The organism is Thermoanaerobacterium thermosaccharolyticum DSM 571, from assembly GCF_000145615.1.
Lineage (GTDB): Bacteria > Bacillota > Thermoanaerobacteria > Thermoanaerobacterales > Thermoanaerobacteraceae > Thermoanaerobacterium > Thermoanaerobacterium thermosaccharolyticum.
Genome location: NC_014410.1, coordinates 340791 through 356430, shown reverse-complemented (window position 1 = coordinate 356430; position 15640 = coordinate 340791). Strand labels below are relative to the sequence as shown.

Below are 15640 nucleotides of genomic sequence, written 5' to 3'. Positions count from 1 at the left end.
ACCATTTAGATAAAAGTTTAAAGACTCATTTTTCCATCATCATCGTTCATTTATGTACTAAAAAAGACATACAAAATTAATTGTATGCCTTTAATTTCATCATGCTTCATCAGTTTGTTGATTGCCATCCAAATTTTCACCGTTAAAATATTTTTCAAATTCCTCTGCATTGAGCTTTTCTTTTGCCATCAATGCCTGCGCAATCCTATGAAGCTTATCTATATTTTCTTTTAATAGGGTTTCAGCTTTGTTGTAGCATTCATCGATGATTCTTTTCATCTCTTTGTCAATGTCGTATTGAACTTCTTCACTGTAATTGCGTGTCCTGCCCAAATCTCTTCCGATGAATATCTCATCGTTGTCGGTGCCGAAAGTCATAGGACCTAATTTCTCGCTCATGCCGTATTCTGTAACCATCTTTCTAGCAATATTCGTTGCCCTCTCTATGTCATTTTGTGCTCCTGTGGATATGTCATTTAAAACAAGACTCTCAGCGACACGACCTCCCAAAAGATGAACAATCTCATCCATCATTTCTGACTTTGACATGTAGTACTTGTCTTCCTCAGGAAGCAGCATCGTATAGCCACCGGCTCTTCCTCTTGGAATAATCGTCACTTCATGAACAGGCGGCGTATTTGGAAGTAGCTTTGCAACGACAGCATGACCAGCTTCATGATATGAAACAAGCTTTTTGTCCCTCTCCGATATTACTCTACTTCTCTTTTCAGGACCAGCTATGACTCTTGTAATAGCCTCTTCCAGCTCTACCATTGTTATCTGCTTCATGCCCTTCCTTGCAGTTAATAGTGCCGCTTCATTCATGAGATTTTCTATATCAGCACCTGTAAAACCAGGTGTTCTCCTGGCTAAAACCTTCAATGATACGTCAGGTGCAAGAGGTTTATTCCTAGAATGAACTTTCAAGATCTCCTCTCTTCCTTTGATATCTGGAACACCGACAGTTACATGCCTATCAAACCTGCCAGGCCTTAAAAGCGCCGGGTCAAGGATATCTGGCCTGTTTGTCGCTGCAATCACTATGATACCCTCATTAACGCTAAAACCATCCATTTCAACAAGCAGCTGATTTAGAGTCTGCTCCCTTTCATCGTGGCCACCACCTAAGCCTGCGCCTCTATGGCGTCCTACTGCATCAATCTCATCTATAAATATTATACAAGGCGAATTTTTCTTGGCTTGTTCAAAAAGGTCCCTTACTCTTGATGCGCCTACGCCTACAAACATTTCAACAAAATCAGAACCGCTTATACTAAAGAACGGAACACCTGCTTCACCTGCGACAGCTTTTGCAAGCAAAGTCTTACCTGTCCCTGGAGGACCTACTAAAAGCACACCCTTCGGTATGCGAGCACCTAAGTCCAAAAACTTTTTTGGGAACTTGAGAAATTCTACTATCTCCTGAAGCTCTTCCTTTTCCTCGTCAGCACCAGCCACATCATTAAACGTAACTTTCTTCTTCTCATCCGTTATCATCTTTGCACGGCTTTTGCCAAATGACATGACTCTGTTGCCACCACCGCCTTGCGCCTGCTGCATAAAAACATACCAAAGCACTACTAGAACAGCAACCATAAACAGCGTTGGCAAAAGCGAATACCACCATGGTGCGCTTTGAGGAGGTTCACTTTTAACAGAAATCTTGCCTTCTTTTATATATGGCGTTAGCAATTGCATAAACGAAGACACTTCAGGCACATTGCTACTAAATGTAGTACCGTCTTTTAAAGTGCCTGTCACACTTGTACCTGATATTGTCAACTCAGAAACATTGCCTTTTATTACTTGGCTGTAAAGCTCTGTAACATCAATTATCGTCGGTTGTTTTACATTATCAGTATATAATTGTACCATTGCATATAAAGCAATAATTATCAGTATCCAAATAACGATACCTCTGATCGTTTTATTCAAATATGGCCCTCCCTTCAAAAGCCGTATCACTTAATTTATAATACCATATAGCACATAAAAAAACAAATCTTAACTGTACAGTTCCGGCTTCAAAACGCCAATAAAAGGAAGATTTCTGTACTTCTCGTCGAAGTCCAATCCATACCCCACGACAAATTTATCAGGTATCTTAAATCCTACGTAATCAACCTTCACATCAGCTTCTCTTCTCTCAGGCTTATCAAGTATCGTACATATCTTAAGGCTCTTTGGTTTTCTTCCAAGCAGCGTTTTCCTTAAATAAGATAACGTCAAACCGCTGTCTATTATATCTTCTACTATAAGAACGTCTTTGCCTTCAATGCTTATATCAAGGTCCTTAATTATCTTTACAATTCCTGATGAATGAGTAGAACTTCCATAGCTTGAAACAGCCATAAAGTCAAGAGATAGCGGCAAGTCTATGCATCTGGAAAGGTCAGCCATAAACATTACAGCTCCTTTTAAAACCCCTACAAGCATCAGTTTTTTACCTTCGTAGTCCTTTGTTATTTGACTGCCAAGCTCTTTTATTTTCTGCTTCAACTCTTCCTCCGTTATCAATATCTCATCGATGTCTTTTGCTAGATTTTCCATCAATTTTCCTCCTTAACCATCTTTAATATATTGAATAGACAGTACTTTTTTTGTACCATCCCTTACTTTATATTTATCGGACATTCTGTATCCGACTATCCATACTATGCAATTATCAATAGCAAGTAAAGGTATTTTATCCCTCATTTCTTTCGGCACTTTTTCATCAATAAAATACTCTTTTAATGTTTTTGTGCCTTTCATGTTTAATGGTGCAATATAATCTCCACTTCTCCTGTACCTTAATGTTATATCGCCATCCAGCATGTCCATATCAAATAATTTATGGTATTTCCCCAAATTAAACCCTTCTACAGCTTCTCTATCTATTATTTCCGCCTTATAAGTACCTAAACATCCTGCATCAGTAATGCCGGGTATTTTTAGCTTTACTTCAATCTGATTAGGCACTATAAATGTTCTTTTTCTAAATATAAGATTATTATAGCTTTTTATCACTTCAATTTCAAAGGGTAAATCAATTTTTGACGACGTCTGTTTATCAATAAGCTTCAAAGCATCTTCTACATGTTTGTACGTAAGCTCATTTGTATCACCTCTTATAGCCTTATAAGCCATCCTTATAAGCCTTTTTTTAAGCGAATCATGCAGTTTTTTTATTTCATCGATGTCTAACATCACACTTTCCTCATTGAAGATTGAAATCTTTTTAAATATTTTCTCACATTCTTCATTCAAGTAATCTTCATCATCTAAAATTATCTGAGATGTTCTATATAAATTTTCAACTATGTCTATGCCGAAATTTTCTTCAATAAATGGTATCAATTTTAGCCTTATTCGGTTTCTTCTATACACATCTTCTTTATTTGTGGCATCTACCACAAACTTAATATTTTTTGATTTCAAGTAGTCAAGTATTTCATCTCTTGTCGTCCTAATAAGTGGCCTTATTATATTGCCGTTTACAGGCTTTATCCCGATAAGCCCTGCTGTACCTGCACCCCTCAAAATATTTAAGAGAATAGTCTCTGCAACATCGTTTTTATTATGGGCAACAGCAATCTTATCCGCATTGACTTTTTCAAATATCTCATGAAATGCTTTATACCTTACTTCCCGTCCAGCAGCTTCCTCTGACAAGCCTTTTTCTAAAGCATATTTTTTTACATCTTCTTTAAATAAAAAAAATGGGATACCCATCCCTCTACAGACGCCCTCTACAAATGAGGCATCGTTGTCAGCATCAATTCCTCTTAACATGTGGTTCACGTGAACCACGTACAACCTAAGATTGTACTTTTCTTTAAACTCAGACAACAAATTTATAAGGCAGATTGAATCAGGACCACCCGATACACCTACCACAATGCTATCTCCCTTGTCAATCATATTATACTCTTTTATTGTTTTTACGGCGCTTTCTATCATACGTATCCCCTACACAGCCAATATCATAAGTATCACAAATATTATCACTGATATAAAAAGCATATAATTTAAATACAGTGACACTCTCTCATTGAAACAGTTATTTTTAAAATTCACGTACAATCTATTTAAATCATATGTCCCATTCAGTGCTTTCATAATGGCGATATAGAATCTCCCCAGCTTCTTTTTTGAATATTTAAGCACTTCTGCTATTGAATGTGAATCATGACTCATCAATTGCCCTGTAACAAGGTATATAAAAAGCATACCAGCTTCAAATGAAAGATATCCTGAATCTGCTCTTCTTAAGCCAACTCTCCAGCTGGCTCTATCAAAATCCGGAGTGAATTCTTTTACGATATCATTTGCACCCGTTGTAGAGCCATAATCAATAAGCACTATACGCTCCTTTTTTTGATCAACCATTATGTTAGATGGCTTTAAATCCGTATAATATATACCTGCTCTCTTTAACTCAAGAAGAATATTCAAAATCTCAGTTAATATAAGTGATGCATAGTCTATGGCAATACCTCTTTTGGCTAATCTATCTAGATTGCATCCTTCAATGTACTCAACAATAATATAATGGTATATTTTATTATACAATAATGCATCATCTAAATCAAATATATAAGGTGCAAACTTACAATTTTTCAATGATGACAACACTTTAAATTCCCTTGTTATGCTTATTAAGTCATCGCTTGTTTTCAACGCGTATTTAAAGTTGTTTTCGTCATGTACAAGGTACACATCAGCTACACCGCCACATCCAAGCCTTCTATCGACTATATATTTGCGGCCATTGTATATGCCTACTAAAACATCACCGTTTTTTAACATTACACAATATATCTCATAGTATTTATTTCATTTTCAAAAAGCGATGCAGCTATTTCTATAGCATAATACGTCGGTGTGTTGCCACCTGCTTTAATGTCATCAAGACAAAATTCTATATCTGATATCCTTGCAGTAAAAGGACAAAGAATCTTGGCATAAACGTTATTTTCACCCGGAAATCCTATTAAACACAATTCGCTTTTGCCCCTTCTAGCTTTGAATGTACTTAAAAGATCCGTAATACCATTTACGGCTTTTTTAAGCTTGTTCTTCATGCTGCCACTTAGATCAAGCAAAATAGCACATTTAAGATTAGACATATCAAGAAGTTTATCTATGTAGTCTATAATCTGAGACCTTAAAACGGGATGCAGCCCTTCTATGTTTTTACCAATAAGCCTCATCAATTCGCTATCTAACGTCTTGTATATAGTTTTTTCGGCTGATTTCTGCGTAATTGCCGACAAAGACTTTATAAATTCATCAGAATATATTATGTCATATACACCACCGCCCCAATTTGCTATATCCTTTATTTCTTTATGAGACAGATTTCCATCATCAACGATGCCTATCGCACTTACAGTAATTCCTTTTTTATTGGCTAAATACGCAGCATCCGCCGGATTACCGCCTACATTGGACTTTCCGTCTGTTACCACAATAATCTGCCTAATTGACATCTCAAACACTAAAATCCCTCCATAAGATTTTTTATTATTGTTGCCATCTTATGGAAGGATTATTCAGTGCTAAACATGCCTCTTCCAAATTTTGATAACTAACACCGTCATATCATCTTTCGGCGCATTTCCACACAGATCTAAACATTTCTTCATTATAACCTCTGCCATATCTTGAGGATTTCTCATGTCCAAATCTTTCAAAAACCTCGACATATTGTTTTCCTTGTCATCACCAAAACAGTCAAGCACACCATCTGTAGCCAGAATCACAAAATCGCCGTCTTTTAACTTTCTGTCATGAATATCCGCGTCAACATCTTCTAGAATTCCAATTGGTAGTGAGCTTGACTCTATCACATCTATATCCCTTCCACTCTTTATGAAAGTAGCTGATGCTCCAATTTTTATAAACTCTGCATCGCCTGTAAACAAATCAATAAATGAGATGTCAACTGTGGAAAACATTTCTTCTGCAGATCGCAAAGCAAGTATGGAATTAAGTGTTTGAACAACAAGACCTTTATCAAAACCTGCTTCAATAAATCTTTCTAGAAGTGATATTGTCGTACTGCTTTCAGATGCCGCTCTGTATCCAAAACCCATTCCATCGCTTAATGCCGCCATGTATTTCCCGCCTTCTAATTCCATAAATGAGTATGTATCACCTGAAATCTTATTTGCACTTTTGCTGACCTTGCTAATCCCTGTTGACACCTGATAGCTTTCCGCTTTAGTAAGTGTAAGTCCACATCTGCCTTTATTATTTATTGAACACAGCGTGTTTTTCCTCTCGTATTTTTCACCCATTATCTCAGAAACAGCCGGAATAACCTTTCTCTCGCACTCTTTTGCAGCATAGCATGCCTTTTTATATATCTTTATGACGACATTTCCATCACCAGAATCATATACAATGACATCATCGACTGAAATGCCCCTTTTATCTAGTTCTACCATAAGATATTGTTCAAGCTCATCCTTAAACGTTATATTCATGCTTATGTCATCCGCCATGTTGGATATGACGGCAGAAATGCCTTTTAACTGATTTGAAACGATGTTCTTAGCATCTTTAAGCCTTTCCCTCCATTGCATGTTGATCTTATAAAGCTGCAAGTTGTGTTTAGTGCAATTAAGAAGTTCAGGGAACCTTATACACCTTTTGTAAAGTTTATTGTTTTCAATGTTGCCAACTCCTTCTAAATTTTCCACCAAGTCAAACATGCTCTTGTATGTAAAATAAAAATCTTTGTCCCAACACGTTTTATACATTGCACAATCCGTACAAGTCTTATTTGCTATCTCTTCAAAAAGGTACGATATATCTTTATGGTCGAGAATCTTTTCATTAGCTTTCTTAAAGCTCTTTCCAAGCTCATCAAAAACTTCAGAGTACTCTTTCAATTTGTCTGTTACGACTTCTTTCAACTTTACATTGTAATTGCGCTGGCTTAAATCTTTATTGCCTTTTACAATAAACAAGAGCTTGTCCAAATGATTTTTTGGTACAGCCAGAAATAACGCCGATGATAGTGCCAAATCATACGGATTTATCAGCATATTTGAATACGCATTAACATAAAATGTCATTATAGCAGCAGCCACTAAAAAGCCCAGCACAATACCAATCCTGCTTAGCTTTTTCATACTTCCAGACAAAAGACCAGCAAATCCATATAATCCAACAGATGTAGGAGTATTAATAAGTGAAAGGCTGCCAATGAGGCCTATTGTAGTTCCGACGCTTGCTCCTGTTCCAACCCCTCCAATGTACGAGCTCATCAATATAATTAGTATTCCAACCGTGCTATTTAATGTAAATCTCCATACTTTTATATTGTTAAGTCCTAAAATTAAAATGCCTAGTAGTATACATAACGAGATTAGCTCTTCATTTGAAATGACTTTTCTATTTGAGCTACTTAAAAGTGATATTGCTTGATTAAATATAAATATCATAAGCATAGCTATTATAGATTCGTAGATAGCGGTCATTATGTCAAATAGAAGAAATCCATAGGCTTTGCTGTAAATAATATCTACTGTAAGCAAGCACAAAAATGTTATTAAAGACACTTTAAAGATATTTTTACTTTTTACTTTAAATAAAGACTCAAAAAGCAGTATTAGAATAAATACAAAGAGATATTTTGTACTATTTACGCCCGAAAGTGTCAATGTGCCAAGGTAAATCCCAATTCCTGATATGAAGTACTTCCTTCTGAACATTATCAATGCCGCAAAATAGGCCACTCCAAATGGCAGCAGGTTATCCATAATCTGCGCTCTGCCGATTACGAACCCTATTAATGCAAATATTATAGAATTGATTGCAAACTTTATGTTGTCTTTTTGAATTTTCTCATTGTTTTCCTTCCTGCCAATTCTCGAATAAGGAAGTATCTCAGTGCTTTGCATTTTTACCACCACCGTTATTTTTTTAATGATTATACCATCTAATTACAGGTAAAATTTGTAAATTAATGGTGGCTGTACAAATTTTTTAACGACAATTTATTTAAATAAAATAAAAAAAGCTACAAACATTGTAGCTTTTAAAATTTATAATATTCATATTTGGTGACCCCGACGGGATTCGAACCCATGTTACCGCCGTGAAAGGGCGATGTCTTAACCACTTGACCACGGGGCCTAAGACAAATCATATTTTATCATATTTTGTAGATTTGTCAACAAACAATTTTTGCCGATTATTTTTTGCCGTAAAATATGTCTATATATTCCGCATTATACACTTCTCCTTTAATATTATATGCAGTATTTAGGTAACTTACTACATCATAAATATCTATATTTGATTCATGATGGCTTCCTCTTTGACTGTGCATTTCAGCAACTCTTTCTTTGCCAGATTCATTAAGCTCTGTTAGTGAACCTACTCCATCCTATAGAGGATGGAGCTTCCTACTTCATAGACCATTGCCTGCTGTTATTCACAGCAGGTCTTACACAATCTCCATAGGCGTAACTTCGGGAGGAACCTTCCCTACAAAAATATTACTCTTAGGCTGTTATGCCTAATTGTCTTAATCCTTCATACAACACATTTATCGCTGCATTTACATCTCTGTCTATCTCTAATCCACACTCACATTTGTGTACTCTTACTGATAAGTCTTTTTCTACTATTCTTCCACATCCTGAGCATCTTTGCGATGTATATGCTGGATTTACTTTTATGAATATTTTTCCTTCTCTCTCCGCTTTATACTGTAGATATTTGTCTAACATTCCCCATCCTGCATTTGCTATTGATTTTGCAAGTTTATGATTTTTCATCATATTTTTTACTTGCAAATCTTCAACGCATATAATGTCATTATGTTTTACTATGTTATAGCTTATTTTGTGGAGATAGTCTCTTCTCTGATTTGCTACTTTTTCATGAAGCTTCGCTAATCTTTTCTTTTGCTTTTCTCTGTTTTTGCTTCCTTTCTTTTTTCTTGATAATTGTCTCTGTGCTTTTTTTAGTTTCTTCTCTGATTTTTGTAGCCATCTAGGATTTGAGTATAATTCTCCATCTGATGTTGCAGCTATTGAGTTTATTCCTTTGTCTATTCCTATTGCTTTTTCTCTTATGACTGTTTTTTCTTTTTCTTCTTCTACTTCAATTGACAGGTTAATATACCACTTTCCTGCATGGTATTTTATGTTTATTGTTTTGACTTTTGTCGGATCAAAATTTCTGTGTGCTTTTATTTTTATATGTCCTATATTTTTTATATATACATATCCTTCTTTGCCAAAGTTTCTTTTTGCTTCGGATTGTGGAAGTGTTATCGATGTATAGTGATATTTATCTTTGAATTTAGGATATTTTGCTCTTTTGTCAAAGAAGTTTTTATATGCTCTATCTAATCTTCTCAATACATCCTGCAATATCTGCGATTGTACTGCTTTATATTCTGGATGCTCTTTTTTGTATTTTGGAAGCATATTTTGCTGTTCTTCGTATGTAAGTCCTTTGCCATATTCTTTATAATGTTTTATTCTTTGGTCTAGTGTGTAATTATATAATTTGCGGCAAAGATATAATGTATAAAAGAGTTTTTCTTCTTGTTCTTTTGTTGGTTCTATGAGAAAATGCTGACATATCATCATCTTTTCTCACCTTGGCTTTCTATGATAAAATTTCCAACACCTATTATGACATATTATTCTAGAACATACAATAGAAATTCATCTCCCACCTATAGAGGATGGGAGACTTCTTTCAAGCCTTTTGTTAAAATTTTTTACTCTTGAATCAAAGCATCATTTTTGTAATATTCGACACCTAATTCATATAATTTTTTTATATCTCTACAATCAGGAGATAATACACTGCCGTTTCTCTCATTAGCTACAACGCCGCATCCGCCGCCGCAAACTAAGCTTACTGGGCACTCCTTACACTTAGGAATATTTAAAACATTTCTCTTTTGCCACGGTGCAAGTTTATCTTTAAAAATCTTTCTCTCAGGATAAAAAGTGCCTAATCGATAATCTTTTCTACCGCAGCTTGCAGTACAACCATATATATCGCCATACAAGTCATAAAGCCATTCCTTTTTACCTGCTGGACATGTATCAAATGTAGGTGAATACATAGTACCTGAAACAAGAACATTTCTCATGCCTTTAAAATCAGGCTTATGAAATTTTTTGAGTATGGGATATTTCTTAGACAACTCTACAAATGTTGCCCACTGTTCTACTTGCGTCATAAGGCTTTGGTGGTTTAAGGAACATTCAAACAGTTCATAATTTCTGCCTATCTGTGTCTTAAATTTATCACCATCTAAATCAAGGTATCCCTTATTGTCAAGAATTTCTGCCAATTCTGGCAAATAAGCGTAATTATCTTTGTCGACAACAACCCTTAAGTTTACAGGCATGCCATTTTCAATAAGGCTGTCAATCCCCCTTAAAATTTTTTCGAAACTGTCTCCTCCACCTAATAATCTTCTTCTTTTGTTATGAACATCTTTCGGTCCATCAAGAGTTACCTGTATTTCTTTTACATTCGCTTTCTTAAGAATATCTATATATTCCAATAAGTTGTATCCATTTGTAACTGCAGCTATCTCATAGCCGTACTCTTTGCTTTTTTCTACAATATAATCTATTATCTCCTTTTGAACGTCTGTATCTATAAATGGTTCACCGCCAAAAAGAGTGATGTACGGCTTTACTTTCTCACCTTTTAACCTTTCATTTATATCATCAAAAAAGGCATCTACAGCCTCTCTCGTTATTAAATCTTTCTTTGTTGGTATACCTCTTTCATAACAATAGATACAAGAAAAATTACATCCATATGTGGGTACCAGCAATATCTGTGTTGGTGACTCTTCCATTATTTCCTTAAATTCTTCATATGCTTCGTTTAACCTTAAATCCTCATACTCTTTATCTTCATATACATATCCTCTGTCAATCACGTAGTCTAAAAAGTCAATGTCATCAATATCTCCGCCTGACTTTATATCATACAATTTATTGATTTCATCTTCTGAAGCGATATCAGAACTGCCTGATAGCAAATTTAAAATAATATAACTATTTTTCTCTTCACTAAAAGGTAGAATCATGTTATACTTACTAAAGTACAATAAAATCACTCCTTAATTTATGCGGTAGGTAAACTACCGCATTTTTTTTAGTCATGGCAGCCTACAACCAGCTTTGATGACTTTGAGCAGCATTGTGCAACACTGCTATTCTGTGTTGTGCAGCAATTAGCATTCTTATTTGTTACAGCTTTCACCTAAATCACCTCCTTTTAATGGATTGTCATCTCTTAAATCCCTTAATAGTTATGCTAGCAACAAGATATCCATTTTTCTTGTATTCTCGCCTTTTCAGATATTGGACATCTTTAAAACCGGCATTCTTTATAGCTTTAATATAATCTTCCTCCAGTATCGCACCGCCGAAACAGTCTGCCCACGCATCAGGGTCATTTACGATTTCCTCAGGAAGTCTGTCAATCGACACTACATCAGAAACAACAAACCTTCCACCGTCTTTTAACACCCTGTATATTTCCCTATAAACCTTCTCCTTGTCTTTTGCATGATTTATAACACAATCGCTTATGACAACGTCAAATTTTCCGTCTTGAAGCGGTATATTTTCTACGTCGCCTACAATAAATTCAACATTTTTTATGTTCAACTTTTCTCTGTTTTTTTCCGCTTTTTCAATCATTCTCTTAGTAAGATCTAGTCCCACGGCAATGCCTTTTTCGCCTATAGTCTTTGCAGCATTGAGAATATCATTGCCTCTTCCGCACCCTAGATCAAGGACATTCTCACCTTCTTTTAATTCGGCCAGCACGATATTCTTGCCACCACAGCTTAAATTATCTTCTTCCTCCGCTAATTTTTCATATCTATTTATGATGTTTTCCTTTGCGTCCACTATTTCACCGCCCTTTATAACAGCTTTACATATCCCCTATATAGGGGGTGGTACTTTAAAAATAGTATACCACATAAGATTATCAAAGTAAATATAAAAACTCTTTTAACATATTTAACTAATCTCTTTATAATAAATTGATTATGTGGAATATTAGAATTTGGAGGTGTTTTTATGAAAATAACCGCAGTTTTACCTACACAAGATATGGCAGGAGCATTAGTTGATACATTGAAAAAAATGGGCTTTGACAGAAATGATATGATAATAACAGATATGAAAAAATCTGTACAAGATATGGACTTTATGGTTGACAACGTTGTTGATATAAAGTCTGAAAGAGAAGGTTTCGGCGAAAGAAGACCCTATACTGATTTTTACCTCGATGATGTTGATTCAGGAATATTAATAACAGTTGAAGCACCTAAGAAAGAATTATCAAAAATAAGAGAAGCAATGGAGCAGTGTGGTGCTACAAACATAATCCAGAACTAATCAAAGGTGGGTAAGTGCTCCATTACCCACCTAATTTCCTTTGAGATTTTATTATCATCTATGTATTGCATGCAATTTTATCATATAGTATACTATGTACAAACGTGGAGGGAGTGTTTTTTATGGATGAACAAAAAGCCATAATATCCGTTATCGGCGTAGACAGAGTAGGAATAATTTATAATGTATCCAAATTATTAGCAGAAAGCAACATCAATATCTTAGACATCAGCCAAACTATTTTAAAAGATATTTTTACAATGATCATGATAGTTGATATTAAAAATTCTATAAATGGCTTTAACAACTTAAAAGAAGATCTTAAAAATTTAGGCGAAAGACTGGGAGTTAAAATCGACATTCAGAAAGAAGACATATTTAGAGCTATGCACAGATTATAAACTTAATTGTTTTAGCTGAAAGGAATGATTAAAAATGGGGTTTGCTTTTGAAGAAATAGAAGAAACTATTAGAATGGTTCAATCGGAAAAACTTGACATCAGGACCATAACCATGGGAATCAATCTCAGAGATTGTTCAGGTGAAAATGCAAATGTAATATCTAAAAAGATTTATGATAAAATTACGAAAAAGGCTGAAAATCTAGTAAAAGTAGCAGAGGAATTAGAATCTGAATTCGGAATACCGATTGTCAATAAGCGTATATCTGTAACGCCTATCGCCATCGTGGCGGATAATATTAAGAAAGAAGACTTTATATTGATAGCATCATCTCTTGATAAAGCAGCAAAGAACGTGGGAGTAAACTTTATCGGCGGATACTCAGCTTTAGTACATAAAGGATTTACAGATGGCGACCTAAACCTTATAAATTCAATTCCGCAGGTACTTAGTGAGACAGAAAGAGTTTGCTCATCTGTAAATGTAGCAACGACTAAAGCAGGCATAAACATGGATGCAGTAGCTTTGATGGGGAAAATAATAAAGGATACAGCAGAGCTTACAAAAGAAAATGACGGTATAGGTGCTGCAAAACTTGTAGTGTTTTGCAACGCACCAGAAGATAACCCATTCATGGCAGGCGCTTTTCATGGCGTCGGCGAAGGTGAATGTGTCATAAACGTAGGTGTAAGCGGACCAGGTGTAGTATTAGCAGCACTTTCAAAGCTTCCGAAAGATGCCGATTTTGGCCAAATATCTGAGACTATAAAAAAGACGTCATTTAAGATTACTCGAGCCGGTGAATTGATAGGACGCCTTGCAGCAAAAAAATTAGGCACATCATTTGGTATACTTGATTTGTCTCTAGCACCGACACCTGAAATAGGTGATAGTATAGCAAACATATTAGAATCTATGGGACTTTCAAAATGCGGTTCACATGGAACTACAGCGGCACTAGCCCTTTTAAACGACGCTGTAAAAAAAGGCGGTGTCATGGCATCATCATACGTTGGAGGTTTAAGCGGTGCATTCATACCTGTAAGCGAAGATGCCGGAATGATAGAAGCTGTTGAAGCAGGTGCCTTATCACTAGAAAAACTTGAAGCCATGACGTGCGTATGCTCTGTAGGCCTTGACATGATAGCAATTCCTGGTGATACTCCTTACGAGACCATATCAGCCATAATAGCCGACGAAATGGCAATAGGAATGATAAACAAAAAGACGACTGCTGTAAGAATCATTCCAGCTCCCGGCAAAAAAGAAGGTGACTACGTAGAATTTGGCGGACTTTTAGGCCATGCGCCTGTTATGAAAGTAAACAGCTTCTCGCCAAAAGATTTCATAGAAAGAGGCGGAAGAATCCCTGCACCGCTTCATAGTTTAAACAATTAATGATATAATATAGGCAAATTTAAAAAGAACATATTACAAATAGAAGTACAATACATTATATGTTTGGGTAGGGGATAGTGTTTGTAGTGATAAAAAAAGCCCAACGGCATCCGTCAGGCTTTTCCTACAAAGTATATGTTAAGCATATCTCAAAACTCCGTCATCTGAAAATACAAATTTCTGTCCATTAACATAAAATGGTCTTGAAGTATCTATCCCCATTTTATCCAAACCTGTTTTGATTTTTTCATACACGTCATGACTTAACGAAGCTATTGGCATTTGGCCATTCGCTACACGTATTAAGCAGTCTACTGCACCGCCTATTTTGGTTAAATAATCATATTCTTCTGGTCCCCCTAATTTATATATAACATTTTGTTGATTCTTTTCAACTTTCCAAAGTTGAGCGACTTGTTCTTTCGTTAATTTTGACATGTCAGGGAATCCGTATTTATCAACAGCATAATTTATCATCTGATTTATATAATCCGTGATTCTTTTGCTATAATCAGTGCCTATCGGATTTGAACCCCAAAACATGCTAATAGAACTATCACCAACATGCAGTACAACATCCTGCCCAGAATATTCACCAAGGCTTACTGTGGTTCCGGGTGTTAAGTTAATAGAATTTTCTTGAACTTGTACTGATTCAATAGCTTTTGAACTTATATATGCTGTACCTAAAAAATTCAAAGGATTAAATTCACTCACATCGTAATATACATTTTTAAGCTGTTTAGATTCGTCGTTTAGGCTCTCTGCATATAAATTGTCTTGTGGCGTAAAGTTAGGCATTCTTTTGTTAACTTTATTGCCTTGATAAATTATTGACGCATACGTATTATAAGCTTCTACCCTCAAAACGTTCACCTCCATATTTTTTAAAGGAATAAACCATATTATTTAAACAATATATCCTCATCTTACACAAATATATTTTTGTTTTTATTTGATTTTTTATATTTTTAGTGCGATTTACACCGCATTTTATATATCGGCACATTAGCGTAAATACCTACACCGTTATTGAATAATATATTTATACGCGAAATAAATATTCGGAGTCCATTTTGCGGTTGGAGTAAAAAGATGTTCTATTCCAGTTGAAATACCCCATTGTTGTTTTACAGATAAAGTATTTTCGGGAATATTTAGAACATAATCCAATCCTGGATAAGTTTCATATCGAACTCGTGTCTGTGGTGAATAAATGTACTTATGCTGTCCTGACCAACTTCCAACACCAGTACTGTCGATCTGTATATACTGTACAACGGCTGTGTCTGGAATACTTGCGTCATTGCTTATGCGCATTTAGACTATAAAGCTTTATACTTATTGCGCAAAAAAACATTTTGAAAATCAAATTGCAAGTATTATAATAATTGTATTTTGAAGGTTTTCTTAAATCTTTAATGCATTGTTTGACTTTACTT

At 35.3% G+C, this 15640-nt stretch carries 14 protein-coding genes and 1 tRNA gene; 3 read left to right on the top strand and 12 right to left on the bottom strand.

The window, feature by feature from the left end; genetic code table 11:
- Window positions 1-99 precede the first annotated feature (99 nt).
- The 11 genes from ftsH to TTHE_RS01745 all read right to left on the bottom strand — a co-directional run bounded on the left by ftsH (window position 100) and on the right by TTHE_RS01745 (window position 11903).
- Window positions 100-1935: an ATP-dependent zinc metalloprotease FtsH gene (gene ftsH, locus TTHE_RS01795; protein ID WP_013296906.1), complete on the bottom strand. Its 1836-nt coding sequence runs from the start codon at window positions 1933-1935 to the stop codon at window positions 100-102.
- 69 nt (window positions 1936-2004) lie between these two features.
- Window positions 2005-2550, bottom strand: a complete 546-nt coding sequence (hpt, locus tag TTHE_RS01790) for a hypoxanthine phosphoribosyltransferase (protein ID WP_013296905.1) — start codon at window positions 2548-2550, stop codon at window positions 2005-2007.
- A 12-nt stretch (window positions 2551-2562) separates the two neighbouring features.
- The gene (gene tilS / locus TTHE_RS01785) at window positions 2563-3942 is read right to left on the bottom strand and encodes a tRNA lysidine(34) synthetase TilS (RefSeq protein WP_013296904.1); all 1380 of its coding nucleotides are present in this window, start codon (window positions 3940-3942) and stop codon (window positions 2563-2565) included.
- Between the two features lie 9 nt (window positions 3943-3951).
- Window positions 3952-4791, bottom strand: coding sequence for a protein kinase domain-containing protein (locus TTHE_RS01780; protein ID WP_013296903.1), 840 nt, complete (start codon window positions 4789-4791; stop codon window positions 3952-3954).
- Window positions 4791-5474, bottom strand: coding sequence for a vWA domain-containing protein (locus tag TTHE_RS01775; RefSeq protein ID WP_223814592.1), 684 nt, complete (start codon window positions 5472-5474; stop codon window positions 4791-4793). The genes TTHE_RS01780 and TTHE_RS01775 overlap by 1 nt, the downstream gene beginning before the upstream one ends.
- Before the next feature lie 69 nt (window positions 5475-5543).
- Window positions 5544-7895: a stage II sporulation protein E gene (spoIIE, locus tag TTHE_RS01770; RefSeq protein ID WP_013296901.1), complete on the bottom strand. Its 2352-nt coding sequence runs from the start codon at window positions 7893-7895 to the stop codon at window positions 5544-5546.
- A 160-nt stretch (window positions 7896-8055) separates the two neighbouring features.
- Window positions 8056-8130, bottom strand: a tRNA-Glu gene (locus TTHE_RS01765).
- Between the two features lie 58 nt (window positions 8131-8188).
- Window positions 8189-8326, bottom strand: a complete 138-nt coding sequence (locus TTHE_RS01760) for a hypothetical protein (protein ID WP_196793647.1) — start codon at window positions 8324-8326, stop codon at window positions 8189-8191.
- Between the two features lie 175 nt (window positions 8327-8501).
- Window positions 8502-9599: an RNA-guided endonuclease InsQ/TnpB family protein gene (locus TTHE_RS01755; RefSeq protein ID WP_013296900.1), complete on the bottom strand. Its 1098-nt coding sequence runs from the start codon at window positions 9597-9599 to the stop codon at window positions 8502-8504.
- 134 nt (window positions 9600-9733) lie between these two features.
- Window positions 9734-11101, bottom strand: coding sequence for a radical SAM/SPASM domain-containing protein (locus tag TTHE_RS01750; protein ID WP_231292705.1), 1368 nt, complete (start codon window positions 11099-11101; stop codon window positions 9734-9736).
- 172 nt (window positions 11102-11273) lie between these two features.
- Window positions 11274-11903: a methyltransferase domain-containing protein gene (locus TTHE_RS01745; protein ID WP_013296898.1), complete on the bottom strand. Its 630-nt coding sequence runs from the start codon at window positions 11901-11903 to the stop codon at window positions 11274-11276.
- A 174-nt stretch (window positions 11904-12077) separates the two neighbouring features.
- Here TTHE_RS01745 and TTHE_RS01740 point away from each other — a divergent pair, with 174 nt between their 5' ends.
- The 3 genes from TTHE_RS01740 to TTHE_RS01730 all read left to right on the top strand — a co-directional run bounded on the left by TTHE_RS01740 (window position 12078) and on the right by TTHE_RS01730 (window position 14198).
- A complete protein-coding gene (locus TTHE_RS01740) occupies window positions 12078-12398 on the top strand; it encodes a hypothetical protein (RefSeq protein WP_013296897.1) in 321 nt (106 codons plus the stop codon).
- Between the two features lie 122 nt (window positions 12399-12520).
- Window positions 12521-12799 (top strand): ACT domain-containing protein, encoded by a 279-nt coding sequence (locus TTHE_RS01735; protein WP_013296896.1) that lies wholly within the window; start codon window positions 12521-12523, stop codon window positions 12797-12799.
- Between the two features lie 34 nt (window positions 12800-12833).
- Window positions 12834-14198: a PFL family protein gene (locus TTHE_RS01730; RefSeq protein WP_013296895.1), complete on the top strand. Its 1365-nt coding sequence runs from the start codon at window positions 12834-12836 to the stop codon at window positions 14196-14198.
- A 138-nt stretch (window positions 14199-14336) separates the two neighbouring features.
- On the opposite strand, the gene TTHE_RS01725 is transcribed toward TTHE_RS01730, so the two are convergent.
- Window positions 14337-15065: a hypothetical protein gene (locus TTHE_RS01725; protein ID WP_013296894.1), complete on the bottom strand. Its 729-nt coding sequence runs from the start codon at window positions 15063-15065 to the stop codon at window positions 14337-14339.
- Window positions 15066-15640: the final 575 nt, after the last annotated feature.